Source organism: Dactylosporangium sp. NPDC049525 (assembly GCF_040676755.1).
Classification (GTDB): domain Bacteria; phylum Actinomycetota; class Actinomycetes; order Mycobacteriales; family Micromonosporaceae; genus Dactylosporangium.
The window spans coordinates 11,207-36,656 of the sequence record NZ_JBFAPO010000047.1; the positions used below are offsets into that span (position 1 = coordinate 11,207).

Annotated in this window: 22 protein-coding genes; 16 read left to right on the forward strand and 6 right to left on the reverse strand. The window is 68.7% G+C overall.

What is annotated here, in order from left to right:
* Positions 1 to 359: 359 nt before the first annotated feature.
* From AB0K00_RS42375 to fxlM, 5 genes are all read right to left on the reverse strand, one after another.
* Positions 360 to 1,298: a thiopeptide-type bacteriocin biosynthesis protein gene (locus tag AB0K00_RS42375; RefSeq protein ID WP_363533473.1), complete on the reverse strand. Its 939-nt coding sequence runs from the start codon at positions 1,296 to 1,298 to the stop codon at positions 360 to 362.
* Positions 1,280 to 2,449, reverse strand: coding sequence for a lanthionine synthetase C family protein (locus tag AB0K00_RS42380; RefSeq protein ID WP_363533476.1), 1,170 nt, complete (start codon positions 2,447 to 2,449; stop codon positions 1,280 to 1,282). The genes AB0K00_RS42375 and AB0K00_RS42380 overlap by 19 nt, the downstream gene beginning before the upstream one ends.
* The gene (locus AB0K00_RS42385) at positions 2,446 to 5,493 is read right to left on the reverse strand and encodes a lantibiotic dehydratase (protein ID WP_363533478.1); all 3,048 of its coding nucleotides are present in this window, start codon (positions 5,491 to 5,493) and stop codon (positions 2,446 to 2,448) included. Before AB0K00_RS42385 ends, AB0K00_RS42380 begins: the two co-directional genes overlap by 4 nt.
* Positions 5,494 to 5,589: 96 nt before the next feature.
* Positions 5,590 to 5,769, reverse strand: a complete 180-nt coding sequence (locus AB0K00_RS42390) for an FxLD family lanthipeptide (RefSeq protein ID WP_363533481.1) — start codon at positions 5,767 to 5,769, stop codon at positions 5,590 to 5,592.
* A 53-nt stretch (positions 5,770 to 5,822) separates the two neighbouring features.
* Complete coding sequence (gene fxlM / locus AB0K00_RS42395) at positions 5,823 to 7,064, reverse strand: methyltransferase, FxLD system (RefSeq protein WP_363533484.1); 1,242 nt, start codon at positions 7,062 to 7,064, stop codon at positions 5,823 to 5,825.
* A gap of 485 nt (positions 7,065 to 7,549) precedes the next feature.
* On the opposite strand from fxlM, the gene AB0K00_RS42400 reads away from it, so the two are divergent.
* The 15 genes from AB0K00_RS42400 to AB0K00_RS42470 all read left to right on the forward strand — a co-directional run bounded on the left by AB0K00_RS42400 (position 7,550) and on the right by AB0K00_RS42470 (position 22,410).
* Entirely contained in the window at positions 7,550 to 10,741 is a 3,192-nt protein-coding gene (locus AB0K00_RS42400; protein ID WP_363533487.1) for an orotidine 5'-phosphate decarboxylase / HUMPS family protein, read from the forward strand.
* Positions 10,722 to 11,198: a GNAT family N-acetyltransferase gene (locus AB0K00_RS42405; RefSeq protein ID WP_363533490.1), complete on the forward strand. Its 477-nt coding sequence runs from the start codon at positions 10,722 to 10,724 to the stop codon at positions 11,196 to 11,198. The genes AB0K00_RS42400 and AB0K00_RS42405 overlap by 20 nt, the downstream gene beginning before the upstream one ends.
* A gap of 864 nt (positions 11,199 to 12,062) precedes the next feature.
* Positions 12,063 to 12,215, forward strand: coding sequence for a hypothetical protein (locus AB0K00_RS42410; RefSeq protein ID WP_363533493.1), 153 nt, complete (start codon positions 12,063 to 12,065; stop codon positions 12,213 to 12,215).
* Between the two features lie 116 nt (positions 12,216 to 12,331).
* Positions 12,332 to 12,961, forward strand: a complete 630-nt coding sequence (locus tag AB0K00_RS42415) for a GPP34 family phosphoprotein (RefSeq protein WP_363533496.1) — start codon at positions 12,332 to 12,334, stop codon at positions 12,959 to 12,961.
* 142 nt (positions 12,962 to 13,103) lie between these two features.
* Positions 13,104 to 14,651 (forward strand): APC family permease, encoded by a 1,548-nt coding sequence (locus AB0K00_RS42420; RefSeq protein WP_363533499.1) that lies wholly within the window; start codon positions 13,104 to 13,106, stop codon positions 14,649 to 14,651.
* A gap of 20 nt (positions 14,652 to 14,671) precedes the next feature.
* Positions 14,672 to 15,484: a GNAT family N-acetyltransferase gene (locus tag AB0K00_RS42425; protein ID WP_363533502.1), complete on the forward strand. Its 813-nt coding sequence runs from the start codon at positions 14,672 to 14,674 to the stop codon at positions 15,482 to 15,484.
* A 210-nt stretch (positions 15,485 to 15,694) separates the two neighbouring features.
* Positions 15,695 to 15,988, forward strand: coding sequence for a hypothetical protein (locus AB0K00_RS42430; protein WP_363533505.1), 294 nt, complete (start codon positions 15,695 to 15,697; stop codon positions 15,986 to 15,988).
* 598 nt (positions 15,989 to 16,586) lie between these two features.
* Positions 16,587 to 16,820 carry a helix-turn-helix domain-containing protein gene (locus AB0K00_RS42435; RefSeq protein ID WP_363533508.1) on the forward strand — a complete coding sequence of 78 codons (234 nt, stop codon included), beginning with the start codon at positions 16,587 to 16,589 and terminating at the stop codon, positions 16,818 to 16,820.
* A 32-nt stretch (positions 16,821 to 16,852) separates the two neighbouring features.
* Positions 16,853 to 18,364: a hypothetical protein gene (locus AB0K00_RS42440; protein WP_363533511.1), complete on the forward strand. Its 1,512-nt coding sequence runs from the start codon at positions 16,853 to 16,855 to the stop codon at positions 18,362 to 18,364.
* Entirely contained in the window at positions 18,361 to 19,284 is a 924-nt protein-coding gene (locus AB0K00_RS42445; protein ID WP_363533514.1) for an SAM-dependent methyltransferase, read from the forward strand. The genes AB0K00_RS42440 and AB0K00_RS42445 overlap by 4 nt, the downstream gene beginning before the upstream one ends.
* 258 nt (positions 19,285 to 19,542) lie before the next feature.
* Positions 19,543 to 19,815, forward strand: a complete 273-nt coding sequence (locus tag AB0K00_RS42450; RefSeq protein ID WP_363533517.1) for a hypothetical protein — start codon at positions 19,543 to 19,545, stop codon at positions 19,813 to 19,815.
* Entirely contained in the window at positions 19,812 to 20,030 is a 219-nt protein-coding gene (locus tag AB0K00_RS42455; protein ID WP_363533520.1) for a hypothetical protein, read from the forward strand. Before AB0K00_RS42450 ends, AB0K00_RS42455 begins: the two co-directional genes overlap by 4 nt.
* Before the next feature lie 183 nt (positions 20,031 to 20,213).
* A complete protein-coding gene (locus AB0K00_RS42460) occupies positions 20,214 to 21,335 on the forward strand; it encodes a radical SAM protein (RefSeq protein WP_363533522.1) in 1,122 nt (373 codons plus the stop codon).
* Positions 21,332 to 21,499 (forward strand): hypothetical protein, encoded by a 168-nt coding sequence (locus AB0K00_RS42465; RefSeq protein WP_363533525.1) that lies wholly within the window; start codon positions 21,332 to 21,334, stop codon positions 21,497 to 21,499. Before AB0K00_RS42460 ends, AB0K00_RS42465 begins: the two co-directional genes overlap by 4 nt.
* Positions 21,500 to 21,660: 161 nt before the next feature.
* On the forward strand, positions 21,661 to 22,410 hold the full coding sequence (locus tag AB0K00_RS42470; protein ID WP_363533528.1) for a phosphotransferase: 750 nt from the start codon (positions 21,661 to 21,663) through the stop codon (positions 22,408 to 22,410).
* A 186-nt stretch (positions 22,411 to 22,596) separates the two neighbouring features.
* Here AB0K00_RS42470 and AB0K00_RS42475 read toward each other — a convergent pair whose 3' ends face one another.
* Entirely contained in the window at positions 22,597 to 23,001 is a 405-nt protein-coding gene (locus AB0K00_RS42475; RefSeq protein WP_363533531.1) for an integrase core domain-containing protein, read from the reverse strand.
* Between the two features lie 876 nt (positions 23,002 to 23,877).
* Here AB0K00_RS42475 and AB0K00_RS42480 point away from each other — a divergent pair.
* On the forward strand, positions 23,878 to 25,239 hold the full coding sequence (locus AB0K00_RS42480) for a hypothetical protein (protein ID WP_363533534.1): 1,362 nt from the start codon (positions 23,878 to 23,880) through the stop codon (positions 25,237 to 25,239).
* Positions 25,240 to 25,450 lie beyond the last annotated feature (211 nt).

The following is a 25,450-nucleotide window of genomic DNA, read 5'->3' on the forward strand; positions in this document are numbered from 1 at the left end:
CTCGCCAATCTCGTCGACCGACGGCTACGCCTTGGCGAGCGGTGTGGTGTGGATGACGTCCCACGAGTAGGTGCGGCCAGATCGGCGAAGTGCGATGAGTTGAACCTCGGCGATCCGAGTGGTCACCGCTGGAATGTCCCGGAGCGGCTCGATCGCAGAAGCCGCGTTATGCACTGGCACATCCGCGCCGCTGTAGGCGACCGTCACATGTGGTCCGAACCCGGCTGCTGGTTCGGGCACGACGGGCCACACGGCGCCGATGCCAGCTCGGATCAATGCGGGGCAGGCGGATCGAGGGCGGCCGACGAGCGGGAAGCGGCGGATGGCCGCGCGGATGGCTGGGCTGGCGGTGACGGTGGTCAGCTCCGGGGCAGGAAGGCTTCGTGGGCGGCGCGGGCGAGGATGCTCTGTGTGGTGGCGGGGAGCCCGAGTCGGTTCCAGTGGAAGATCACGATGTGGCTGGCGACGGCTCGGAGGCCGCGGTGGAGGGTGCCGGCTGTCGCGGCGGTAGCGAGTTGTCGGCCGGCGGTGATGTGGGCGGCGTGCCACGGTGCAGCGAACGGGGCCGCTCCTTCAGGGCCGAACAGGGTGTTGTCGGCGTCCGGCGCCACGGCAAGCAGCCCGCGTACGTCGTCGGCAAGGGCGGCGATGCGGTGTTCGTCGGTGTCTGCCGTGGGTCGCATCTGGGCGACTTTCGCGAAGGTGTCGCCGCGTTCGAACCAGTCGAGGTCGGCGGCGTGGAGGAATGCGCCGAGCAGCAGTAGCGACAGTTCGCGGCGGCCGAGGGCTGGTGATGGTCGGCGCAGATAGTCCAGGACGCCTCGGCTGTCGCCGACGAACAGGTCGTGGACTGCTCGCATGCCGGTTGGTCCGCCGAACGCCGCGGTCTCCGGTTCGTAGATGCTGGGCCGCCATCGGGTGGCGGCACCATCGGTGACGAGTTCGTCAAGGACGTCGTTGACCGCTGCAACGTCGGGCGCCACGAATCGCAGCCGCCAGCAGGGGTGTTTGCGCAGGAACCACCAGCCGCCGATCGCGTCGAGCTGCGGCCCGAGGTGGGCGGCTACCAAGTGCTCGGCGGTGTTCCAGTCCGTGAACTCGACGCGGACCTGGTACCAGCATCCGTCTGCGTGCTGCTGCAGGGCGGCGGTGCCGGCAGCTTGGTAGGTGTCGACGGCGTCGGCGAGGTCAGCAGGATCGACGCCGGTGTCGGCCGCGACGGCGTCCAGCGGGACGCCGGCGAGCACGCGCAGGACGGCGGTGGTCGTCGGCGTGGCGGTCAGTCGATCAGGAGGCATTGGTCCCATCCCGTACGGGTGTCGCGGTGGCGTGCTGTCTCGGCTGCCAGGTCGATGCCGGTGGTGCCGGTCAACAAATTTTTCACACCGGCCGGCTCGCGAGCCGCGACGGCGTTACGCAGCGCGGCGGCCAACGCGGGCAGTTGCTGCGAGAGGGCGGGTTCGTGGCTGTCGGCGGCGGCGCGGTGCACGGTTTGGTACAGGCCGGCGAGTCCGTGGCAGAGACCGAGGTCGGTGTGCCGGCCGGTGATGCAGCCGAGCAGCGTGTGTCCGGCGTCGGCGGCACGGGTTGGGTTGTTGGTGGCGATGGCGGCGAGTTGGAGGGCGCGGGCGATGCCGGGGGTGCCGTAGCACCAGGACGGTCGGCCTGGTTCGGTCTGGTGGATTTTGCCGGTGTGGAGTTCGTCGAGGGTGAGCCATTGCGGCCACCAGTCGCCGCGGTCTGGGTCATGCTGGCGCCAGCGGTCGAACCAGCGGGTGAGCCGGTCGATGGCTTCCGCGTGGTGGTCGACAACGTGGCCGTGGCGCATGGCGAGGGCGAGCAGGGCGAGGATGCCGGCGGCGCCGTGGGCCATGCCGAAGTTGACGTGCCCACCCGGTGTCGGCAGCGTCGGGTCGGGATTGTGATCGACCCACCAGCCGGGCAGCACGAGGCCGTTGTGCGCGCGGGGCTGGGTCAGCTGGATGAGGTAGCGCAGCAGGTCGGCGAAGGTATCGCTGCCCGGCAGCCGGCGCAGGAGCAGCGCACCGATGCCGGTGAGCCCGTAGAACAGGTCGTATTCGCCGAGCGTGGCTGCGCCGCCGTGCTGGGTGCGGGCGGTGGCGGCGCTGAGCCGTTTGCGGGTGAGTCGCTCGATATGTTGGTCGAGGTGCGCTGCGGCGGTGTGGTAGCGGTCGTCGACCTGGGCGGCGCAGTGCAGGAGGAATGCGATGGCCGGTGCTCCGTAGTACAGGCCGACGTGCTGGCCGCCGTCCGTCGTGCCGGTGGCGGCGACCCGGATGTGGTGGTGCGCGTCGGTCCAGGGCGCGGTGCCGGTTGTGGCGCGTTCGAGGTGCAGCAACGCGACGCCGGGGGGTCCAGTTGCGAGGGATTGGCGGACGGCGTCCGGGTCGTCCAGGACGGCCGGCTCGGCGTCGATTGTGCTGCTCATGACTGCCTGACGATGGCCATGTACCGCAAGGCGACAGCTCGAGCCAGCCGGTTGGTCGTCTGTTCGAAGCCTGGGTCAACGCCGAGCGCTCGGACGTGGTGGTCACGCAGCAGCGTCGGCAGCGCGGTCGCTGGGTCGCGTTGGCCGGCGAGAACCTGGAAGTAGCGTCCGAGGGCGGTGCCGCGGGTCCGCCAGGCGTCGGCAATCTCCTGCCCGGCCGCGGCGGCATCGGCCAGCCGGAACGTGTGCTCGCGCAGGACACGGTCGAGGGACCCGGTCTGTTGCGGGAACTGCTCCAGCAGGGACTGGTACCCGCTGAGTGGGTCGTCGGCGAACGCGGCGGCGATGCTGGCCATGGACGCGGCAGCGAACGCCTGGGCCGGGACGCCCATGCGATCTGCGGCGGCGACTTGGGCGATCACACAAGCTGTGTCGGCGGCGAACACGTCCTCGGCGGCGACAAGCGCCACATCATAGCCGTAGCGTCCGGGCTGCTCCTGGTACGGCGTGAAGGATAGCTGCCCGGGCAGGCCTCCGGCGGTCAGGTCGGTGGCGAATGCGGCCAACGCGGCGGCGGCCGCTGGATGCCGGTCTGGTGCGGTGAGCCGCAGGACGACGACGAGGTGCTGGTCGGCGTCGACCCGGACCAGGTCGCGTTGTCGCCGGATCCACCAGCGCTCGACCACGCCGTCAAGCGAGGCGACGAGCGCTGGGAGGTGGCGGATGATGTCGTCGAAGCGGGCGGGGTTGCCGGCCAGCCGCGCCTGCACGAGGGGGCCGCCGCCGGGTAGGTGTTGAATGCCGGACGGCATGAGGACGGGCAGCGGCCGTTCGGGCGGTGGGGTCGCGGTCATCGGGATCAGCAGCTCGGCGGTGCGGCCGATCCAGCGCTGGTCTTCGGGTTGCGGGCCTTCTTGGAGTTCGACTCGTCCGGCCTGGAGCAGCCGGGTGTGCAGCAGGGTCCGGTCGAGGCGGTGGTCGAGGTTCAGGGGTTGGCGGTATTCGCCGTGACAGAGCAGGACCTGCGCCGGGACACGCCAATGCCGCCGCCACGTCGCAAGCGAGCTCTCCCAGCCGCGGCCCGATCGGGTCGTGACGTCGGCGGTGCTCAGGAGCCAGCGGGCTGCGGTGAGGATGGTGCGGCGGTACCGGATGCGCGGCAGGTACGGCAGGGTGCGGGCGGCGCCGACGTCGAGCGGGCCGAACACGGCGGTGCGGCCGTCGGCGACCTCGGCGAGGAACCTTGCGAGGGGCGGGCTCTGCACGACGGTGTCCAGCGCGTGCGGGATGTGCGGCACGACTCGGCGGCCGGTCGAGATCTGCACCAGGTACATCTGGTCGGCGTCCGCGGTGATGGCCAGGTCGTCGAGGCTGATCGGGTTGCCGGTGGGGTGTTCGGCGAGCGCGACGACGTCGGGCAGGACCTGCGGGACGCGGGTGACGTTCTCGTTGTGCGGACGACGCGGCGGGAACGACAGCTGCACCGCCACCACGTCACCGGACGGCGTGGATGGGGCGCACGCGGCGACGAGCCGGGCCCGGTCTGGGTCGTCGAAGAGATGGATGAACCGCCCGGCCATGCTCGTCGGTGCTCCCGGCGCCGCAGTGAACCGCAACCGGTAGTCGCCACGGTCGAGGGCCGCGAGCGATGTGGCGCAGACCGCGACACCGAGCTCGATCCGGACTGGCGGGACCACGTCGGCGGGGTTGCCCACGGTCAGCGCTTCGACGTCGGCGTCGGTCAGCACGATTTCGTCGCGACCGTCGAGCGCGGCGCGTTGGACCAGGGCCAGGATGGTTGCGTCGCGTTCGGTGACCCCTCGCCAGCTCGGGTGCGCACGGGGCGCGCCGAGATAGCCAGTGGGATATCCGAGCCCGGAATCTGCGACCAGATCCCGTACCGGCACGAGCGCACCCTGGCCGTACCGCGCCCGGAACCGGGACCGGTAGTCCTGCCAAGCCGTCGAACCGAACGGCTTCGTCGAGACCCGGAGCAGCACGTCTGCGGCTTCCTCGGCTTCCGTCACCACCTGCTCGGGGAAGCGGAGTTGAGCATCGACGCGCAGGTCCACCGCCAGGACGGGCCGGTTGCCAGGTACCACCGCGCGCATCTGCTCCGTGAGCGTCTCCCGGATCGCCGCCTGCTGTGCCGGATCGTCGCTCGCATTGTGCTGGCCGAGCAGCTCCCGCGCCGTGGCAAGGCCACTCAGCAGCACGGAAACGTCGGCAAGCCGCTGGCCGCCGGCATCGGTCACCGACTCGATCAGGTACGTGAGACCGTCCACGACCGTCATCGGTGGCCGCAACCCGCTGATGAGCAGGCCCTGCAGCATCAGGCTGTCCAGGACTGCGCTGACCTGCTCGGGCCGCGCGGCCGGGAACCGAGCCCGCAGCTCGGTGGCGAGCGCGGCGAACCGGATGGGGACTGCGGCGAGCGTGAGGGCAGTTTGGACGGGCGCGGTGTAGCGGACCGACGCCTCGCGCAACGGCACCGTCTTACCGCCACCCGGCTCGGCGCGGCGGTGCGTGATGAACCGGCCGTCCCGCACGATGCCGGTGTTGTCCGCGACCACGAGAAGGCGCTGCCGCAGCTCGGGGTGTTGCTCCAACCGGCCGATCACGTCGGTGAGCCACTCGCTGTCAGCGTGGGCAACTGCGTGGTGTCGGTGTCCGACGGCCACGTCGGCGGGCCCGGTGGTAGCGAGGGTGACGCCGGCGAATACACCGAACGGCGTTGCCCGCCGCTGCCACCGCAGCACGTACCCGGCCATCGATGTAAGAGCCCGACGGACGTCCCTGACCGGCACCGTGTCGGCGCGTTCGACGAACCGGTCGAGCTGCGCGGTCAGGGCAGGGCTTGCCAGGCTGAGGGCGTCGCGGACGTCGGCCCGCGCCCATGTCTTCGCCAGCCAGGGCCAGCCTTCGTGCAGTACAGCCGCGTCGTCGGCGAGGTCCAGCTGAGCGGGAACGTCGAGGTCGTCCGGCGCCGTGGTGGCGCGCACCATCACGACGCCGGTACTGCGGAAGACGGTAGGGACTGGCATGGACTACGTCTCCTTTTGCCGGGCGTCTGCACCGTCGGCGCCCCACGCGTGGGCGCCGACGAGGTCGTGAACGTCAGGCCGGGAACCGGCCGTGGATCAGATCGGGTCGCTGGCCTTGGTGGTGCAGGCGCTGGTGCTGCAGCTGCTGCCGCAGCCGTCGCTCGTGCTGCACATCATGATCACCAGGGGAGTGGTCGACTCCACGACCCGCATGTCCAGCATGAAGTCGTCCTCGGCGGGCTCGGTACGGGGAGAGTCCAGCAGCTGCAGGGTCATCGTCGCTCCTTGCGTCGGTCCAACAGTGGGGTGGTGCAACATGGCCAAGGCGGCTAGCTCGCCACCGCCCAGGAGATCGTGAGCAGGCCGTGGGTCTTCACCAGTACCGCGACGTTGGCCGGCGCCACGCCAGGGCTGGTTCCTGCCGGCCAGTACGCGAACATCGGTGCCGGGCCGCGCCGCGCCTGGTGGTCCCACGCGTGAATTTGCTCCGCCATCGCCGCGGCGGCGTCCTTGCCATTCGGCCCGTAAGCGCGGGCGCCGAGCTCTGAGTTGACGCCATCGTCGGCGCGCCGGAAGGCGAAGTACGCGAACGAGTCGCCGCGCACTACACCGAACGGGAACCAGCCACGTTCGGCGGCCAGCTCGGTTCCCTCGCCCGCCTTCAGCAAGCAGAAGCCGGGCATGAACCCCGCCAGCCACAGGTACAGGTCGGCGAACGACTCGTCGCCCGCGACAAGGACGCCCGACCAGGCGTCGGTCCGTTCGGCGTCCAGCACGCCATCAAGTAGGTGCATGTCGGTCGGCGCGCCGGTGTCGAACCGCAGGCTGACGATGTGCCCTTGCCGGTCGGGGAGCTGGAAGATCCGCTCCGGGCGGGCGCTGTGACCTTGCATCGGCACGAATCCGGCCACCTCGGTCGACGTGCTGCTCAGGTGTTCGCCGTCGCGGCGGAACGCGATCGTTCGGGTCACGCCGTTCATCCGTAGCGGCACCACCATGACGCCGTCCGGGCCGAGGTGTGACAGCCATGCCGGCGGGATGTCCCACGCTCCGACCGTCACAATGATCCGGTCAAACACACCCTCTCCCGGCACGCCGTGGGCGGCATCGGCCTGAAGCACTCGCACCCGGCCGCCGTAGCCGGTCGCAGCCAGCATCGCGGCGGCCCGATCGGTGATGTCCTTGTCGATGTCTACGCTGACCACGTCGCCGCCAGCACCCACCACCTCGGCAAGCAATGCCGCGTTGTAGCCGCCGGAGCCGATCTCCAGTACCCGCATTCCCGGTCCGACCCCGGCCTGCTCGATCATCCGGGCCTGGATGTACGTGGCGCTCACCGACGACAGATGCGCCCCGTGCTCGTCCGTCTTGGTGATCACCGCCCGGTCGATGTGGTAGACGTCCTCCAACGGCGTACCCACAGGCACGAATGCGTGCCTCGGCGTCGTCCGGAATGCCGCCTGAACAGCCGGAGAGGTGATCAAGCCGTCGGCGACCAGCTGATCCACGAGGGCCGTGCGGAGCTGCTCGGCCCGGACCGTCTCGCCGGCGGTGCCCGTTCTGTTCGTCAACTCGATGCTCCATCTCGTGACTGTTGGTCGACATCGACATAACGACGCCAAGGTGCGTCATGCAGATGGACTCCCGTCTGCCGGCCGTCATCGACGGACAGACGGCAGACAGGAGAGACGTGGCCGCTGCCGGCGTTTGGAAGACGTCGGCAACGTTCTGCCTCAAATCCTGTTCCCGACACGGTGCTGCCGCCATACCAGGATTCGCATGATCAACATGTATCCGAGAAAGTTGAGGCGGGTTCGACGAAGGTGGGTAGGTTATGGCATCTTCGTCAGCGTCCGAGGTTCACGCCACGCAGTCGTCGGGGAAGCCGTCGGTGACGGTAGACTCGACGCTTGCCGATCAATCATCCGAGGCGCTCATGACTCGTGCCGTTCAACGATCATGCCGAAGCTGCGGGATGCCCGTCGCTCACGATCGCGCCGAGCCCGTCTGCGGTTCGTGTGAACGTTCGTCCGCGAGCCCCGGCGAGCTTCCCCGGATGCCTAGATCGTTCTGGGAGCACGAAGCAATGCGAGAGGCGTTCGCGAGCCGGAGCATCGGCAAGGTCATACGCGCCTACCGCACCCACCCGCACCGCGGACAGCACGCCATCCCGCAGCCAGTCGTGGCCGAGCTACTCCAGCTCAGCCAGCCACACTTGAGCCGCATCGAGACCCGCGGGACGATCGATGCCCTGCAGACCCTCGTCTTCTATGCGCACACATTGCGAATCCCGCAGCAGTACCTGTGGTTCGACTACCCAGCTGATGAGCGGTACGTGCTGGACACCGACTTGGCGGTACAGGGCAACGAGCACGGCGCCGGTATTCAGCTCGGTGAGCAGTCGAACCGGCGAACCAGGAGTCTGCTGAACGCGGTCCAGGCCGGTTCTCCCGTACCGCTGGAGTACCGCCCTCCCGACCACGCGATCGATCAATTGTCGACATTCGTCGCCTCACCGGCCCGAGTGTGCCTGATCGAAGGGCCACCGGGCTCAGGCAAGTCGGCGTTGACCTTCAACGCCGCGACCCTGCTGGAGGATGCCGCCGACTTCCAGCTCCACTCACTGGACAGCTGGGCCGAGCGCCAGATCGACCTCGCCTCCGAGATCCTGCGGTACGCATCGCTGGGCTCCGGTGCGGACCCGCTCCTCGCTCTGGAAACAGCCTGCACAAACCTTACGAAGCTTTGCGTCGTCGTCATCGACGGCATCAAGGGCCACGATGATCTCGCCCTCGTGGGCCGGCAGGTCGACGGAATCCTGCGCCAGGTGACGGACGCCCACCTCCGGTTCCTCCTCGTCGTCCGAACGCCACCCAATGTCGACCTGACGGCATTTCCCGTCCTGGCCGCCTGCGTGTACCAACCGACCCCACAAGCCAGTGGTGGTGGAGGCATTCGCTTGCAGCAATGGAGTACCGCGGAAGCACGACGTGCCTGGGATCACTCATGGCAACCCGGCGACGCCCGGTTTGCTGACCTTCCTGCGGCCCTGCAACAGCTGTCGCGCTTGCCGCTGTACATGCGTTTGCTCAAGTCGGTGGGTCGAGACCTCCTGACCGACCATGCGGATCAGTACCGCCTGGTCGACTTCTGTGTGCGTGCGACGTTGCGTACTGTCGCGGCCGACGAGACGCTCGTCCTGGACGCGCTGTCCGGACAGGCCCTCGTCGAGCTCGCCGACGTGGTCCCAGCCCAGTTCGGACGAGCGGCAGCACTCGAAGACCTGCACACGCTGCGCACTCTCGGCGCGCGGTCGCTGCTGCCGCTCGCCCACGACGGCACCGCATTCGGGCACGACGTCATCAGGGAATACGCGGCGGCGCGCGACGTGGCCCAGCAGATCGTCGATCGCGGACGCACGGCTTCAACGATTGCCGGGCTCAACGAACTTGCGGACCGGGCCAGAACCTCAGCAGCAGCCCGGGGAACCTTCGAGTTCGTCATCTCCGCGCTCGACGGCGACGCCCCTGAGCTGTTGACGTCCATTGCGTTGGCCCCGACGATCAATGCCACGTCAGCGCTGCCCCTGATGCTGTCCCGAGCATCGCGAGCCGCCTCGTTCGCAACCGCCGAGGTGCTCCGAAGCAGCGCGAGGCGCTGCCGCCAGGACGCCGGCTTTGAGCTTGCGCAGGTCTTGCTGGCAATACCCGGTCTGCAGGCCGCTCTCGGCGCTGAATACGCCACATGGGTACTCGATCTTCTCGGCCGGTTCGGTCCGACCATCTGGCCGGACCTCGTCCGGATGGTCGACCGCATTGTTGACGTTGCCGGCGTCCAAAGCCTGGTGGAGGCCGTTGACCTCGAACGGCCTGAGCACGCAGTCTTCGTCGCGAGGCATGCCTTCCTGTTTCAGCCCGACGAGCAGCGGGCCCAGGACCTGTATGAGGGCCTTGTTGGGCACGCCGACTGGCGAGTTCGCGCGGCTCTGGCGCAGGGACTGACCGACGGCCGCAACCCACGACCCGTCGGTGCCGCGGCCGTGATCTCGCAGTTGGTCCGCGACGAGGACTACAAGGTGCGAGCCGCCGCCGCCAGTGCGGTTGCGCGAGCCGCCGGCCGGATCAACCAAGATCACCTGGATGTGCTGCTTGCAGATGCCAACTGGCACGTCCGAGCCTGTGCGCTTGGTGGCCTGTTGGACGACGCGTCAACGGCTCCGGCAGAGAAGGCCAGTGCAGCAGCGGTTATCGCGATCAGCGCGGAATCGTCTTGGCAACGGTGCCCGGCCCACGTCGACCGCCTTAGACAGCGTCTGCTCCTGCTGCATGGCGAGCCGCCACCGGCGGCCGCCGGACACCGGCAAGACGAAGCGCTGTTCACCCTGCTCCGCGAGGAACGGACCGACTGGCGCCCGCTCCCCACGGAACTCCGGGCCGGTTTGATCGCTCGTGCCGACGAGAGTGCGTCATGGCTACTGCGCCGTGAGGGCGCCGCACTGCGAGCCGGCGACGTCGCGTCGGCGAGGAGCACGACGCTGCAGGCGCCATCGTCCGGGGTAGCGTTCCGCAGGCTTCGTGGCCGGCGCCTTATCCAGGTAGCCCTCGATCTCCGCGACCTGGACGAAGCTGTGGCCGTCGCCCAAGTCGCGCACGAAGCTGGTGTCGACCTCGTCGAGGTCGGCGATCCGCTGATCAAAGAGTTCGGTCTCAGCGCCGTCTCCCACATCAAGCGGACCGTGCCCGACGCGATCATTGTCGTCGAGATGATGTCAGCGGACTGGGGCCGCGAACAGGTCATCCTGGCTGCCGAAGCAGGCGCGGACGTTGTCCTGCTGATCGGACCGGCCACAGTCGCCAGCGTGTCCGCCGCTGTGGCCGCCGGCCGCCGCATGGGCGTTCCCGTCCTGCTGGACGTGCCGACACATCAGGTCAGCCAGGCCTGGACCCGCGACATGGAACGGGCCGGTGTCGACGGGTTCGTCGTCACCACCAACATCGACCTCGGCGTCCGCGGCAGGCGTCCACTGGACCTGTCGCGGCAGATACGCCTCTGGAGCAGACTGCCCGTCGCCGTATCCGGCGGCTTCAGCGCCAGCGACCACGGCATCCTCGCCGCCCCCGACTGGGACATCCTCATCGTCGGTCGAAGCGTCACCGAGGCCGTCGATCCGGCGACCACGACACGGCAGCTGGTCGACCTCATCCGTCGCCGGAGCACCAAGGAGTCCGATGCAGATCCGACCGCTTGACAAGACCCTCCTCGCCGACGTCGAGCAACTCATGCAACTCGGCGAGCCGTACGTGCGTCCTCGCACCGCATCGGACTACTGGCTGTACGCCGAGCTGTTCGCTTCGACATGTCCCGTAGCGATCGAGGACAACCGCGTCGTCGGTGCTGTGATCGCTATGCGCAACCAAGACCGTCCGTCCGACGTGTACGTGCAGGATGTGATGACCCATCCGGAGTGGCGTGGTCGCAAGGTGGCGACCGCCTTGATGGGCGTCGTCATCGACCGTGCGATCGAGTGGGGCTGCAGTCGCCTCTACCTGACCTCCGAGCCGCACAACGCTGCTGCGGGTGCGACATGGCAGCGCCTTGGATTCCACAACGTCTCAGGCGATCTCGACGTCGCCGGTGTCTCGGTCGTTACCGACTTCAAGGGACCGGGAAAGCATCGAGCCGTATATCAGCTGCATGTGACATGATTGCATTCTAGCGTCCCTGTATAGGTCCACCTATACCTAGTAGGCGCATGCTCATTTACATCCGAGACCGGTTTGAGGCAATGGGTTCTTAGACTTGCCGTTGCCCTGGTTAGCCGTCGCTGTAGAAGACCCCGAGTACGTCGATTAAGGTCGACAAGGATCCTGTGAAGGTCGATATTATGGCGGCGTAGAACAGGATTCGATTGCGTCGTCCTTCGTGGATTTCCTCTACCGGCAGGATTGCCAGCGGCTCTGGGGTGCCCACGATCAGTGCACTTCGTGCTGGGGGCGGTTCGGGGTGGCTTGACCTTCTGACCTAATCCCACCAGGACAAGTGGGCGCTGCCAGGTGTGTTGGCAGCCGAAGAAAAGGCCGGTGATCGGCCTGGTGCAGTAGCCCTTATAGTTCTGCTTCGGTACGCCGCACTCGGAACGGATCTCGGTCATGGCTAGCCAGAGTGCGAACCCGAGGACGAGAAGAAGTGCGCCGAATCCATTGCGGTAATGAGTATTCATCAACTCGCTACGGCGTAGATATCGGTCCCTATAACTAGGACCAAGAGTGCAAATGCGCGGTTGTGTGCGGTCGTCTTGTTTGACATGTCGATAAGTGCCCTCCGCGATCGGAATCCGAAGGTGATCGCTCGCTTGCGTTGGGTTGGCGTACCGGATTGGATCAGTCCTAGACCCGACAAGCGTTGCAAATTGCATTGATTTTGTTCATGGTGTGGATCGGTGATCGCGCGGAAGAGGTGCACGATGACCAATCGCGCCGACGCCGTCGACCGTACGGCCCTGGCGAGGGCTCGCTGTCGTTCCTACCAGCGTCGGCTCGCCCGCATGTTGACACCCGCAATGAAATTCAATGCCGATCACGCTCGGCCTATCCCTCGACTGGGTCGCGGCCCTTTGGCTGAGGTGTGTTCGCGTGGCTGGGGCGCTGCATGTTGATCATGTATCGATCGTCATGGCCCATGCGCGGGACTCGATCAACCATTTCTGCATCCGGATCGATTGACATTAGCTGCGAGCCGCTCTGCGGAGCGGAAGCGGCGGTGGTGCCTCCGGTGAGATGACCTTCCAGCGAATCGGCTCGCAGGGCCGACGTCGCAAGCGTGACAGGAGGTGCGGGGTGTGCTGCTAGCCGACGAGTTCTTCTGCGTCGCGCACGACGACCGCACGGGCCGTTCCAGGCTGAACCCGCGGGTCCTCGGGTTGGGGCTGGCCGGTGCATTGCTGGGCGAGCTGGTGCTGTTCGGCCGGATCGTCATCGATGACGGTGAGGTCTGTGTGGTGCGGCATGGGCCGCCTGCGGATCCGTTGGCGCATGAGACGTTGATGCAGGTGTTGGCTCAGCCGCAGCACCGTGAGGTGCGGACCTGGTTGGCGTATTTGGCTGAGACGGCGCCGGATGCGGTGGGGCGGCGGTTGGCGCGGGCTGGGGTGTGGCGGCGTGTGGAGCGCCGCCGTTTCGGTCGTGTCCGGGTGTCGTGGCTGCCAGTGGACGTCAACGTGGTGGCGTGGCGGCCGATTCGGCTGGCCGGGTTGCTGATCTCACGGGATCCGATCGGTGTGCCGGATGTCATGTTGGCGGGGCTGGTCGCGGTCACCGGCTTGACGGGTGCGGTGTTGTGGCAGCCCGAGGGCCGCGAGTTGGGGACGGCCCGGTTGTCGGCTGAGGTGGCCCGGTTGGACCGGTCGCTGTTTCACCTGCTGGCGTTCGTTGAGGCCGCTGTGGGTGACGCCGTTCTCGCCCCTCGTTGACCGGTCCGATTCCCGCGTACTCGAGCGTGCTGGCTGCCGCCTGCCCTCCGCTTGGTCCCTTCGTAGTTTCCTTGCGATTCCTAACGACTCCTAGCGGTCCCTTCGAATTTCTTGCTGTCCCTCGACTTTGTGGAGTGTTGTGATGTCCCGATCTGGTGTGTTCCCTCGGTCTGATGTTGTTGCTCGGACCCTGGCTCGTAATCGGTTGGGTGTGCCGTCGGTGGTGTTCTTCGTGATGTCGGCGGCCGCGCCGTTGACGGTGGTGGCGGGCCTGGTCACGACCGGTTTCGCGGTGACCGGGGTGACCGGCATTCCGCTGGCGTTCCTGGTCGTCGGGGTGGTCCTGGCGGTGTTCTCGGTCGGGTATGTGGCGATGGCCCGGCATGTGGCGAACGCGGGCGCGTTCTACGCCTACATCACCCAGGGGTTGGGTCGCCCGTTCGGAGTCGGGGCGGCGTGGGTGGCGCTGGTCGCCTACAACGCGTTGCAGGTAGCGCTGTACGGGGCGATCGGCGCCGCCGCGAAACCGCTGATCGCCGCATGGTCCGGCGTCGACGTCGCGTGGTGGGTGATCGCCCTCGCGGCGTGGGCGCTGGTCGCAGTCCTCGGCGTGTTGCGCGTCGACGTGAACGGCACCGTCCTTGCCGTGCTGCTGCTCGCCGAGATCGCCGTGATGCTCGTGTTCAACGTCGCGGACCTGCTCCACCCGGCGGGCGGGTCGGTCAGCTTCGACACCCTCGTGCCGGGGAATCTGGCGGCTTCGGGGGTCGGCGCGGCCCTGGCCCTGGCCGTGCTCGGGTTCGTGGGGTTCGAGTCGGCGGTGGTGTATGCGGAGGAGTCCAAGGACGCCCGCCGGACGGTGCGGGTCGCGACGTACACGTCGGTGGCGCTGATCGCGGTGTTGTATGCCGGTTCGGCGTGGGCGATGACGGCTGCGGTTGGCCCGGAGCAGATCGTGGCCGCGTCGCGAGAGCAGGGTCCGGAGGTGGTGTTCAGCCTGGCCGCCGTCCAGCTCGGCGGGGCGGCGGCGGACATCGGTCACGCCCTGTTCCTCACCTCGCTGATCGCGGCGATGATCTCGTTTCACAACCTGATCGCCCGGTACACATTCGCGTTGGGCCGGGAGCAGGTGCTGCCGGGTTGGCTGGGCAACACGTCCCGGTCGGGCGCGCCGAGGGTCGGGTCACTGCTGCAAAGCGTCGTCGGTCTGGTCGTCATCGTGACCTACGCGATGGCCGGCTGGAACCCGCTGGTGCACCTGTTCTTCACGGCGGGTACCGGCGGCGGGTTCGGGGTGCTGCTGCTGGTGACGGTGACCGCTGTCGCGGTGATCGTGTTCTTCGCTCGGCGCCGGGCGTTGGACAACGTGTGGCGGCGGCTCATCGCGCCGCTGCTGGCAGCGGCCGCGTTACTGGTCATCGCATACTCGGCGACGGCGAACTTCGACACCCTGCTCGGCGTCGCCCCCGACTCGCCGCTGCGGTGGACGATCCCGGCCGGGTACCTGGCCGTCACAGTCCTCGGAGTCGGCTGGGCGCTGGTCCTGAAGACCGCCCGTCCAGACGTGTACGCCAACATCGGCCTGGGTGCCAAGGCCGCCACATCCGGGCTCGGGTTGAACGTCTCCGGTGAGCGACGCGACATCAACACCCCTGCCAGCCCTGCGGCCATCGGGCGGCCAGCCCGATGACCGCCCCGACAACTCCACCGGTGACCCGACCGCCGGCGATCGTCCGGGCTCGGCGCGGCGACGTCCACCGGGCCGCAGCGCTGATCGCTACCGCGTTCCACGGCCTGGATGTGGCGGCGTGGCTGGTGCCCGACCCGCTGGAGCGGCAGCGGGTGTTGTACGCGAACTTCCGGATCTTTGTCGATCACGCCGTCGACCACGGCGACATGTTCGTCACCGAAGACCGGTGCGCCGTGGCCGTGTGGTTCCCCCGGGACAGGCCACTGCCGGAGATCAGCGACTACGAACGGCGGCGGTGGCTGGCCTGCGGCCCGTACACCGACCGGTTCGAGGCCCTGGACGCGGCGTTCGACAAACATCACCCCACCGCGGCGCACCGCCACCTGGCGTTCCTGGCCGTGCACCCGGACCACCAGGGCTACGGCATCGGCACCGCGATGCTGGACCGCTACCACCACCGGCTGGACCGGGCCGGGCTCCCCGCCTACCTCGAGGCGTCCAGCCCGGCCAGCCGGGACCTGTACCTACGGCACGGCTACACCGACCACGGCACGCCGATCGACCTGCCCCACGGCGGGCCGCGTCTGTGGCCGATGTGGCGGACCCCCCGCAACCTTGACGCGCCGTCGCCGTCGATCGTGGAGAAGCGTCGGCAGCAGACCGTCGAGGTGGTGCGCCGGTACACCACCGGCGGCGAGTCGATCCGCGCCATCGCCGAACACGTCGGCATCTCCTACGGCCTGGTGCACAAACTACTGGTCGAGTCGGGCACATCACTACGGGCGCGGGGCGCGCCACGGCGCTGGGGACTCGCCGAGGCAGGGCACACATGAACAGATCAGTTGCCCGTGCTCGGTCGACGCTCCTGCACGCCGCAGGTCGGCGCAGCATCGTGCACACCGCCCGCCGCCCCGGTACCGCCGTGACGGCGACGTGGTTAGCGTGGCCGGCGCAGTCGCGCCGGCGGGTTCCCGACACGGCACGCTCGGAGCTGGTGGTGCTGCGTCGCGGCCGGCCGCGTTCACTGCCCGGGGTCGGCTGAGATGGCTGGCGGGGTGGTACGTGCGCTGCCGGGGTGGATCAGCGCGGGTGTCGTGGTCCAGATCGGTGCGGCGGCAGGCGTGCAGTTCGCCGGAGGCAGGGGCTTCGCGTTCCGGGTGATCCGGCCGCAGGACTGGGCCACGTGTACCGGCCACGTCTGGCTGGACGGCTACCAGGTCAACACCGCTGGTGCGGCGGTGCAACGCCGTTCGATCTTCGTCCTGATCGACGGTCTGCTTCCCGCACTCGGACCGTATCGCCGGCCGTCGGGCACGGACGCCGGGCCGCCGCTGTGAAGGACTATCCGCCGCCGGTCACCCGCGACCAGGCACTGGCTGTGCTCGCCCGGCACGTCGAACGCGACGGCGTCTGTGAGGGCTGCCTCGCGTCCTGGGCGCGATCCGTCCCATTCCCGTGCCCGCACGTGCTGTCGGCCCGTCGCGTACTCACCGACCCGCCGCCCGACCCCTCCGCGCCGCCGTGAACCCCGCCCGGACAGCCACCGACCAGCACCACGCCGACCTACACCCGACCGTTGTCCGTCCCGGAAGGAACGAGCATGACCACCCGCGTCGAGCAACGCGACCCTGCAGTCCACCAGATCCTGACCGCCACCGACGACCTCATCGCCGAGACAGCACTGGCGGTATACGGGTGACAGCGCCGCCTCCTCTGGTGGTGCTGCATCAGGCGGTGTGTGCACGTCCCGGGTCCGGTGCGTGGCATAGATCGCGCTTCGGTCCGGGACAGGCGGTCGGGCAGCGGCGCCCACCCCTCTACCGCCGAGGGTGAGCCGCTGCTCTGCGGGGTGGCCCCGGTCCGAGCCTCCCCGGGCACCGGGCCACCCCGCACCTACCAACCCATCCAACAACCCCGTACGCGAACGGATGAGACATGCCCGACAGCGACGCTGCACCATCTCCCACCATCGGCCGGCCGGTGCGGTGGCGGACCGCTCAGGTCCGCGACGAGATGGTCCGCCGCTACCTCCAGCACGGTCAGTCGTTGCGGCAGATCGCCGGTGCGCTCGGCTGCAGCTACGGCACCGTCCACGTCGTGCTGACCACGGCGAAGGTCCAGTTCCGGCCGAAAGGCGGCGGTACCCGTCGCAAGCGGCGGACGTCATGACCGGCCACCGCCAGGCGCATGCCCTGCCGAGTGTGTCGGAGTTCCGTGCTGCGGGCGTGCGTGCGCTCGCGCTGCTCGACGCGGGCTGCTACGACGAGGCCGGCACCCTGCTGGCCGGGATCCTGCCGCCCGGCGAGCCGATCACCGCTGGACCGAACCGGCACCTGATCAACGCCGCGGTGCTCTACGTCGAAGCCACCCACGGCGATCCGACCGCCGTCCCGTCGGTGCTGGCCTGGGCGCGGTACGCCTACCACGCCAGCCGGCACCTGCCCGGCCCGCCCGATCTCCGCCTGATGCTGACCACCGCCGACGCCCTCAGCCAAGCGCTGCACCGTGTCGGCGATCACGACCGGGCGGTCGCCACCGTCCGTGCGGCGATCGCCCTGGCCGACGCCCACGGCGACGCCGGCGCAGCCCTCGACCGGCAGCTGCCGCTGGCGGGCGCATTGCACGGCGCTGGCCGCTGCGCCGAGGCCAGCAGCACGGCCGTCGCCGCGATCACCAACCGGTACCGGCGTCACCGGCGTTACCGGACCCTCGACATCGACGACGTCATCACAGCCATGCAGGCGTTCCTCCTGCTGGAGACCTGCCACCGGCACCACGCGGCGACCGCCGTCACCGCACCGATCCGCCTCACCGACCTACCCGACACACCCGCGATGGGCCGCCTGCTGGCCCTCGCCACCCAGCTCGCACCCGCCTGCCGGGAACACACCCAACGCCACCACCCCGACGAGCAATGCCCCCGAGCCAACTGCCCGGTCCGCACAAACCCGCACGACACCGACGCCGACGCGCCCGGTCGGGTGGACCCGCTCGTCGTGCGGTTCATCACCGCATGCCTCTACCGGTTCGATCCGTACGAAGCTCCACCGTGTCGACCCCTCGCCGACGCCGCGGCCTGGTACACGACGGTCGCCGAACCCAACCCGGCGCCGTTGCGGCGAATGCGGGCCAACCGGTGGAGACCCTCACCGCTGGCCTGGGCCGGGTACGTCCACCGCACCGCCATACACCTGCACGGTGATGACCTCGACCAGGTCCACGCCGCGAACGACACCTACGCACAAGCGCTGCAACGGCATGCCTGGCCGGTCCACATCCCGGCCGCGTGGCGTGACGCCGTCCGCCTCTCCGACCAGCTCGGCCACCGCGACGCCGCCGCCCTCTGCCGCCTCCGCCTCGCCACCGCCCTGCACACCCTCGGACGCTGCACCGCCGGCATCCAGCAGGCGGACACCGCCGCCGAAGACTGGCTCACCCGACACCCGCAGATCAGCCCGACCAGCAGCACCCTGCTGCTGCACGCGACGTTCCTGCGGATCAGCTGTCACCACCACACCGAAACACGCCGATACCCATACCTACGCCACCTGCACGCCGCGCACCCCACCACCAGCGCAGTCCTGCAACTCCTCGACGACGCCGAACGCGCCGCCACCAACCACAGCCAGACATTCCACCCACACCCGTGCCACCACGAGGCGTGCCTGCTCAACACCAACCCCGCAGCGCCACGACGGGCGGTCCGGGCATGAACCCCCACCGCCCCGCAGACCAGCACCGACACGACCAGCCCCGCCGGCCCGGCCTTGTGGCGGCGCCCGTCGACGCCGACGGCGGCGACCTTCCGACCAGCGCCGGCCCCGGGCACTCCGGTATCGATACCCGGGTGCCGAATCCGGCCCGCCGCTACGACTACCTGCTCGGCGGCAAGGACAACTTCGCCGCCGACCGGGCATCAGCCGAAGAACTCCAACGCGCATTCCCGCACGTCCGCACCGCCGCGCAGGAGAACCGCAGGTTCCTCATCCGCGCCGTGCGGTTCCTGGCGCGCACCGGGGTTCGGCAGTTCCTCGACATCGGCACCGGCTACCCCACCGCACCGAACGTGCACGAAGCGGCCCAGGCCATCACCCCGGACGCCCGCGTGCTGTATGTCGACAACGACCCCGTCGTGGTCGCGCACGCCCGAGCCCTGCTCACCAGCCCCCAACCGGACGCCGTCGGCTACCTGCACGCCGACCTACGCAACCCGGCAGCCATCCTGTTCAGCCCGCAGACCCGCGCGGCGCTGGACTTCCAGCAGCCGATCGGGCTGCTCCTCGTCGCCGTCCTGCACTTCATCGACGACACCGACCAACCGTACGAAGCCGTGAACACGCTCATCGAAGGGCTCCCACCCGGCAGTTACGTCGCCTTGTCGCACGTCACCTTCGACCCCCTGCCCGACGACACGACCAGATCCCTCACCGACCTGACCCAACCCGCCGCCGGCCACGGACCATTCCGCGCCCGTACCCACCCCGAGATCGAACGATTCCTCGACGGAACGGACCTAGTCGACCCGGGCCTCGTCTCGATCGTCGACTGGCACCCGGACGAAGACCCCCAACCGGCACCGACAGCATCCGCCCGCGACGCCGCATGCTACGGCGCGGTGGCGAGAGTGCCATGAGCCTTGAGGGGCTTCGCCATCGTGGTCTGGATCGGTCGCCGCTCCGCGCCGCCGCGGACCCGCACGCGTTGCGGGCAGCGGGATCGGCCCGCTCAGATGACACGCCGCCCGGGATGCGCAGCGTCAAGAACGTCGAGTTGACCGACTTCGGCGTCATGGCCGCGCAGTGTCTGACCGACCAGGGCCCGCCGATAGCAACGGCGCGCCCGACCACGTTGGCGGCGCGTAGCAGGCCCGGTGATCGTGCGGGGACGTTGCATGTTGAGGCTCACCCGCGCCCAGGCCGAGTTGCTGCTGGCGATGACCGGCCCGCGCAACGCCTACGTCAAGCAGGACTTCGCGTGGATCGATCACCGCTCGTTCCCACTGACCGACCTGTACGCACTGCGCGCCGCGGGGCTGGTCCGCGCCATCAGATCCATCCGGGTCGCGCGGGGCTTCAAACGGTTCGAGGTCACCGACCGCGACATAGCCGAGGCGCTGCGGCTCAGCGGCGACACGCCGGCCCGTCAGGAGGAGCTGCAGCAATGACCCCCATCAAGCCGCCCGGCGTGGCGAACGTGCCCGACCTGCCGGATCTGACCGATCAAATCCGCATGCTCGTCGCCGTGCACGTCGAGCGGGACGGCATGTGCGAGGGCTGCCTGAACACCTGGGCGCGGTTGGCTCCGCACCCCTGCCGATGGGCGCAGTGGGCGCACGCCTGGCTCGCCGAGCCCACAAGCGGCACGAGCCCGCAGCCGTGAACGCCGCCGATCCGCGGGCGCGGGCACCGCTTCGGTCAGGGGGCTGCATGCCGATGCGGCACCAAGCATCACCGGTTTCCCTCGACCTGGCCCGGTGTCCGGCGGGCAGTTCCATATGCCGCTGCGCGGCCGTCCACGTCACGCCGAGCCGCTTCACAGACGCAGTACCGAAAGGGGCCACACATGCCAGTGATCGTCAGCCCGCAGGAAGACATCTACATCGCTGTACGGCCCGGTGCGCAGGCCGGGATGCAACTGCCCGCGGCGAACTACGAGGAACTCGCCGCGGCGGCGACGCACGGACACCCGGTGCCAACATGGTTCGCTGACGCTGCCCGGCAGGCATGGCAGATCGACCTGGCCGGACGCCCCACCAGCAGCGTCGTGACGGTACGCCGCCGCTCCACCACACCAGTCACCTACAGCCGCGCCTCATGGGAGATCAACAAGGGCTGCAACTTCGCCTGCGAACACTGCTACCTCGAACAACGACCCTTCGCAGGGCTACCCCTGACCGAGAAGCTGACGTTGATCGACATGCTGCGGGACATGGGCGTGCTCTGGTTCCAGATCACCGGCGGCGAACCTCTCATCGACCCCGACTTCCCACCCGCCTACGAACGCGCCCACGACACCGGGATGATGCTCGAGATCCTCACCAACGGCTCCCGCCTCGCCCGCCGCGACCACCTCGCCATGTTCACAGCACGCCGACCGCACAAGATCACCGTCTCGATGTACGGGGCGAGCCCCGACACCGCCGACACACTCACCCAGACCCGGGGCGCGTTCACAACCATGTACCGCGGCTTGCAGGCAGCCGCAGCCGCCGGCCTGCCCGTCGAGGTGACGATCATCATCACCAGACACAACGTCGCCGAGCTGGACGACATGCGCGCGTTGATCGACGAACTCGGCCTTCCCCGCAACGAGTACGGGTCCATCTCCCCTACGTACACCGGGAACAGGTCCACCCTCGAAACGCAGGCGCCGGGCTACCTCGACAAAAGCGCCGTCTTCGCCGGCTGCCCCGCCGGACACACGTCCTTCCACGTCGACCCGCACGGCCTCGCCACGATGTGCAAAGTCGGCCGCGACCACCCCATCAACCTGACCGCGGAAGGCGCCGAAGGGCTGCTGCGTCTGCCCGCGATCGCAGACGCCCAAATGCTTCGCACAGGTGGCTGCAACGGCTGCACGCTCTCCTCCACCTGCCGGGTATGCCGACCCATCGCGCGCGTATACCAGGCGGCGAAGGCACCACTGCAACACTACTGTCAGCACGGCGAGAGGAACCCAGCATGACCGTCACCGCTGTCCAGATCACCCAGCGCCTGGCGCCGGCCAGCACCACCCCGGCTCCCGCCGGCCGCGCCCCCGAGCCCGCCGGCATCGTCATCATTGCCGACGTCGAAGCACTCGCCCACACCAACCGGCCCGGCTGCGGCGACGACAACCCCTACCGCTAACCCCGGACCAGACGTAGGAGCCTCGGACGGCTGCCGTGCCATGGCGGCACCGTCCGGGCGCCTCTCCCAGGCGAGGAACAACCGTGGCAACCATCCGTGTCCCGTACGAACATCTCCCACCAGCCGCGCTAGCGGCGATCGAAGCGACGACCGGACCTGTCATGTCCATCGAGTCGTCGGCCGAAGGCTTGAACAGCGCCGTCGCGGCGAAGCTGCACACCGCGACCGGGACGTACTTCGTGAAGGCGCTGCCGATCGATCACCGGTGGGTCTGGACACAACAGCGCGAGGCCGACGTCGCCCCCTACGTGCGGTCCCTCGCCCCCGAGTTGATCGCCCATACCGTGACCAGCGGATGGAACGCCCTCATCTTCGAGGCCCTGCCCGGCCGCCACGCCAACTACCAGCCGGGCTCCGCAGACCTGCCCAAGGTCGCAGACCTCATCCGCCGCGTCGGTGAACTCCCGACACCGCCGATCGAACTACGGGACGCGACCCAACGCCTGGCCGCCTACGTCACCCACAAAGACGACCTCCAGCACTTCGCGGGCGACACCCTCCTGCACACCGACTGGAACCCCAGCAACGTCATCATCAGCGACGACACCCGGATCGTGGACTGGCCCTGGGCCACCCGAGGCGCGCCCTGGCTCGACGCCGCCTACTGGACGATCTGGCTCATCGCGGCTGGACACACCCCAGCATCCGCCGAGCAACACGCCGCACAGATTCCCAACTGGCAATCCGCTAGCATCGCAGGGCTCAATGCGTTCGCAGCCGCCAACGCGCGCCTCTGGACCGAGATCGGCGGCGACCACCCAGACCCATGGACCAAACGCATCATGGCGGCCGCAAATGACTGGCATGAGTTCCGGCGGTCCGTCAATGACCTGAACCCACGCCGTGGGTAGGGTGACGCGGGCGCCGCGACGGCACTGTCCTCCTCCTCAGCCGGTTCGCGGTCTACATTTGACCGTGTAGACGCTGACTTGGGACTTTCCACTTGATGAACGAAGTCTCGGCTGGCTGCTCAACTCGGAACGGAGGGCGGCGTCCATCGCTGGCCCTGCAGGTGCCGAAAATCCTGTCCGTGCAGCTCAAGCGGCAATTTCGTACTCGCGGAGGATGCCACTGAGGCGATCACGCCGGCGGATGTCAAGGTGCGTGATCGTGTCGGGCCTGGCGCTGGGGTTGGGTAGCGGATGCAGTGGTCGAGCGTTCGAGATGCCTCGATGTGGCCGGTAGGTGTTGTAGAACTGCTCGTATTCGTGCACGGCGTGCAGCAGATGTGCCTGGTTCCACACCAATGTCCGGTCCAGCAACTCACGCCTGCAGCTCTGGATCCAACGCTCCATGATCGAATTCATGCGCGGCACGCGGACGCCGCTGAGTACGACCGTAACGCCGGCGTCGGCGAGGATCGCGTCGAACAGGGCCGGGTATTTGCTGTCCCGGTCGCGGATGAAGTATTTGACGCGGCATCCTGCGTCTTCGAGGTCCATGACGAGGTTGCGTGCGGCTTGGGCGACCCAGGCGCCGCTCGGGTGGGCGGTGGCGCCGAGGATGCGGATGCGGATGCGTGGCGTGCTCGATGACGGCCAGGACGTACAGCTTGGCCCCGGTCAAGGTGACGGTTTCGAAGAAGTCAGCGGCGATGATGGCCTGGGCTTGTGAGTGTAGAAACACCGACCAGCTCTCGGAGGTCCGCTGCGACGCCGGGTCGATCCCGGCCTCGTGGAGGATTTCCCAGACGGTCGAGGCGGCGACCTTGATGCCCAGGACGAGCAGCTCACCGTGGATTCTCCGGTAGCCCCACGAGCTGTTCTCGCGGGCGAGACGTAGCACCAGCGTTCGGATCGAGCGGACCGTGGGTGGCCGTCCGGCACGTTTGGGGCGCGAGATCGCCGCGTGACGGTGGGCGACCAGATTACGATGCCAGCGAAGCACCGTCTCGGGGCACACGAGCAACCTGATCTGGTGCAGAACGTCGCGGGGCAGCCGGTGCAGTAGTGCGGCGAGAAAGGCCCGGTCGGCGGGGGTGAACCGTACCTTCTCGCCCTGCAGTTGCCGTTCAAGGACCGTGATCTGGTGTCGGAGGGCCAGGATCTCCGCATCCTTGGCACAGTCGCTCATGGGCAGCAGCCGGAGCATCGCGAGGGCGTTGGTCACACCGAGGTACGCGAGTCGTAGAAGCATGATGAGTCATCGTCGCCCAGTGACGTTCAGCGATCGGAGGCGTGTCACAGCGTCGACAGCGACGAGATTTCGCTGCAATGCTCAACCGGCCCCGAGCAGGGCGGATGGGGTTTCCGGCACCCGCAGGGCGTCGCCCGTCCCGGGTGTCCGCTCGGCCGAGCGGTGCGCATAGTGTCCTTGTTGTGCAGAAGGACTGGACGAATGGGCTGGAATCGTGGCAGAGCCGGGTGTTCGCGGCCGGGTGTGCGCAGCGGGTGACGCCGCTGGTGGAGGCGTTCGGCACGGACACCGAGCGGTGGGCGTGGCGGGAGGCGCTCGCGGCGGTCTGGGACGGCACGGCCTTTGACTCGCGGGTGTTGTACCGGTCGTGGCGCGCCCGGATGGGGGCGCCGTCGGTGCTCAACAATGCCCAGGAGCTGATGAGCAATGCGTTAGTGACTCTCAACCCCAACCCGGCGATCGCGGCGGCGGGGGCAGCGGACACGGGCTGGGACGGCGACGACCTGGTAGCCGCACTGGCGGAGCAGTATGGCGCTACCACGCTCGTCGACGCCGAACGGGCGGCGCAGGCGCGGACGCTGGAACTGGTGCGCCGGCTGCCGCTGGACGAGGCGGCTGCGGCGGTGCGCACAGTATCGCTGGACCTCGGGCCGATCCTGGCCGGCATCGACCTGCCGCGCTCCGGTCCGCTGGGGCCTCGTCCCAAGCCGCGAATCCGGCACGCCAGCCATGCACCGGGCGACGCTGTACCCGTGGCGCCGCAGCAGCCGACCCTGCTTGTGGCGGCGGATGCGCCGGCGTTCGAGCCCGGACCGGACGGGCGGGCGCCATTTCGCTCCGGTGACATCCTGCGGCTGGACTGTGCGCCGGCCGGCACGGTCGTCGTCCAAGAGGATGAGGACCGGCTGAGCGTGGAGCACCCGTGGCAGCCCGGGATGCTGTGGTACCTGCCCCGCCGCACGAACACGACTCGCAGCGGCGACAACTGGACGCCGGTGCGCATCGAACCCGACCCGGAGACGCTCGGGGTCGGCGACGCGTGCCAGGTTGGCATCGCCGCCGACGTCTATCTGGTCGAGGCGTACACGTTCACGCCGCGCCGCGCGACCCGCCCGGTCGGGTGGATGGCGGCGTGGCCGGTGGGCGTTCGGCCGCTGGGTGGGTACGGCCGGTACGACGAGCCCCTCGATCCGTACGAGCTGCCGGTGGAGGTCGTGCTGGTGCACCGCGCGTATGCGTACCTGATGCCGGGGGAGCGGGTCGTTGACGCGGACGGCGCCGAACTGGACTTCCACCCGCCGTTGCTGTTCCTGCGCCCGGACGCAGACGTGCTGGACAGCACGCGTTGGCCGGTGGCGCAGGTGCCGCGCTGGCCCTTGCGCCGGCCCGACGGCTCGGTGGTCGGTGAGACGGTCTCAGGCTGCCACGACGATGAGGTTGACGCCTGGGAGTCGGCGGCCGGTGTTGGACTGCCCGCCGAGTACGAACTGGTGCCGTGGTTCCTGCGGATAGGCGAGCGGCGGCCGACCTACCGTTCGATGTAGCCCTATGTAGCCTCCGTCGACATTAGCCTGCCTCAACAGCGGCTACAAGGTCCACGCCGACGTCGCCACGCGGAGTGATGTGCGTCGAACTGGACAAGGGGCGCCGCCGCTCGTGATGGTTAGCAGGGCCAAGGGAAGTCCTAGAAGCGCACTCTTCCTGACCTCGGCGAGGTCCTAACGGACCTCGTCCCTTCCAGACCTACGGAAGTCT

Excerpts from the sequence above, each read along its gene's own strand:
- AB0K00_RS42375 (WP_363533473.1), bottom strand. The coding sequence starts at position 1,298 with ATGCCTCCTGATCGACTGACCGCCACGCCGACGACCACCGCCGTCCTG.
- AB0K00_RS42380 (WP_363533476.1), bottom strand. The coding sequence starts at position 2,449 with ATGAGCAGCACAATCGACGCCGAGCCGGCCGTCCTGGACGACCCGGAC.
- AB0K00_RS42385 (WP_363533478.1), bottom strand. The coding sequence starts at position 5,493 with ATGCCAGTCCCTACCGTCTTCCGCAGTACCGGCGTCGTGATGGTGCGC.
- AB0K00_RS42390 (WP_363533481.1), bottom strand. The coding sequence starts at position 5,769 with ATGACCCTGCAGCTGCTGGACTCTCCCCGTACCGAGCCCGCCGAGGAC.
- AB0K00_RS42400 (WP_363533487.1), top strand. The coding sequence starts at position 7,550 with ATGCCTAGATCGTTCTGGGAGCACGAAGCAATGCGAGAGGCGTTCGCG.
- AB0K00_RS42405 (WP_363533490.1), top strand. The coding sequence starts at position 10,722 with ATGCAGATCCGACCGCTTGACAAGACCCTCCTCGCCGACGTCGAGCAA.
- AB0K00_RS42410 (WP_363533493.1), top strand. The coding sequence starts at position 12,063 with ATGCCGATCACGCTCGGCCTATCCCTCGACTGGGTCGCGGCCCTTTGG.
- AB0K00_RS42420 (WP_363533499.1), top strand. The coding sequence starts at position 13,104 with ATGTCCCGATCTGGTGTGTTCCCTCGGTCTGATGTTGTTGCTCGGACC.
- AB0K00_RS42430 (WP_363533505.1), top strand. The coding sequence starts at position 15,695 with ATGGCTGGCGGGGTGGTACGTGCGCTGCCGGGGTGGATCAGCGCGGGT.
- AB0K00_RS42435 (WP_363533508.1), top strand. The coding sequence starts at position 16,587 with ATGCCCGACAGCGACGCTGCACCATCTCCCACCATCGGCCGGCCGGTG.
- AB0K00_RS42445 (WP_363533514.1), top strand. The coding sequence starts at position 18,361 with ATGAACCCCCACCGCCCCGCAGACCAGCACCGACACGACCAGCCCCGC.
- AB0K00_RS42450 (WP_363533517.1), top strand. The coding sequence starts at position 19,543 with ATGTTGAGGCTCACCCGCGCCCAGGCCGAGTTGCTGCTGGCGATGACC.
- AB0K00_RS42455 (WP_363533520.1), top strand. The coding sequence starts at position 19,812 with ATGACCCCCATCAAGCCGCCCGGCGTGGCGAACGTGCCCGACCTGCCG.
- AB0K00_RS42460 (WP_363533522.1), top strand. The coding sequence starts at position 20,214 with ATGCCAGTGATCGTCAGCCCGCAGGAAGACATCTACATCGCTGTACGG.
- AB0K00_RS42465 (WP_363533525.1), top strand. The coding sequence starts at position 21,332 with ATGACCGTCACCGCTGTCCAGATCACCCAGCGCCTGGCGCCGGCCAGC.
- AB0K00_RS42470 (WP_363533528.1), top strand. The coding sequence starts at position 21,661 with ATGTCCATCGAGTCGTCGGCCGAAGGCTTGAACAGCGCCGTCGCGGCG.
- AB0K00_RS42475 (WP_363533531.1), bottom strand. The coding sequence starts at position 23,001 with ATGGACCTCGAAGACGCAGGATGCCGCGTCAAATACTTCATCCGCGAC.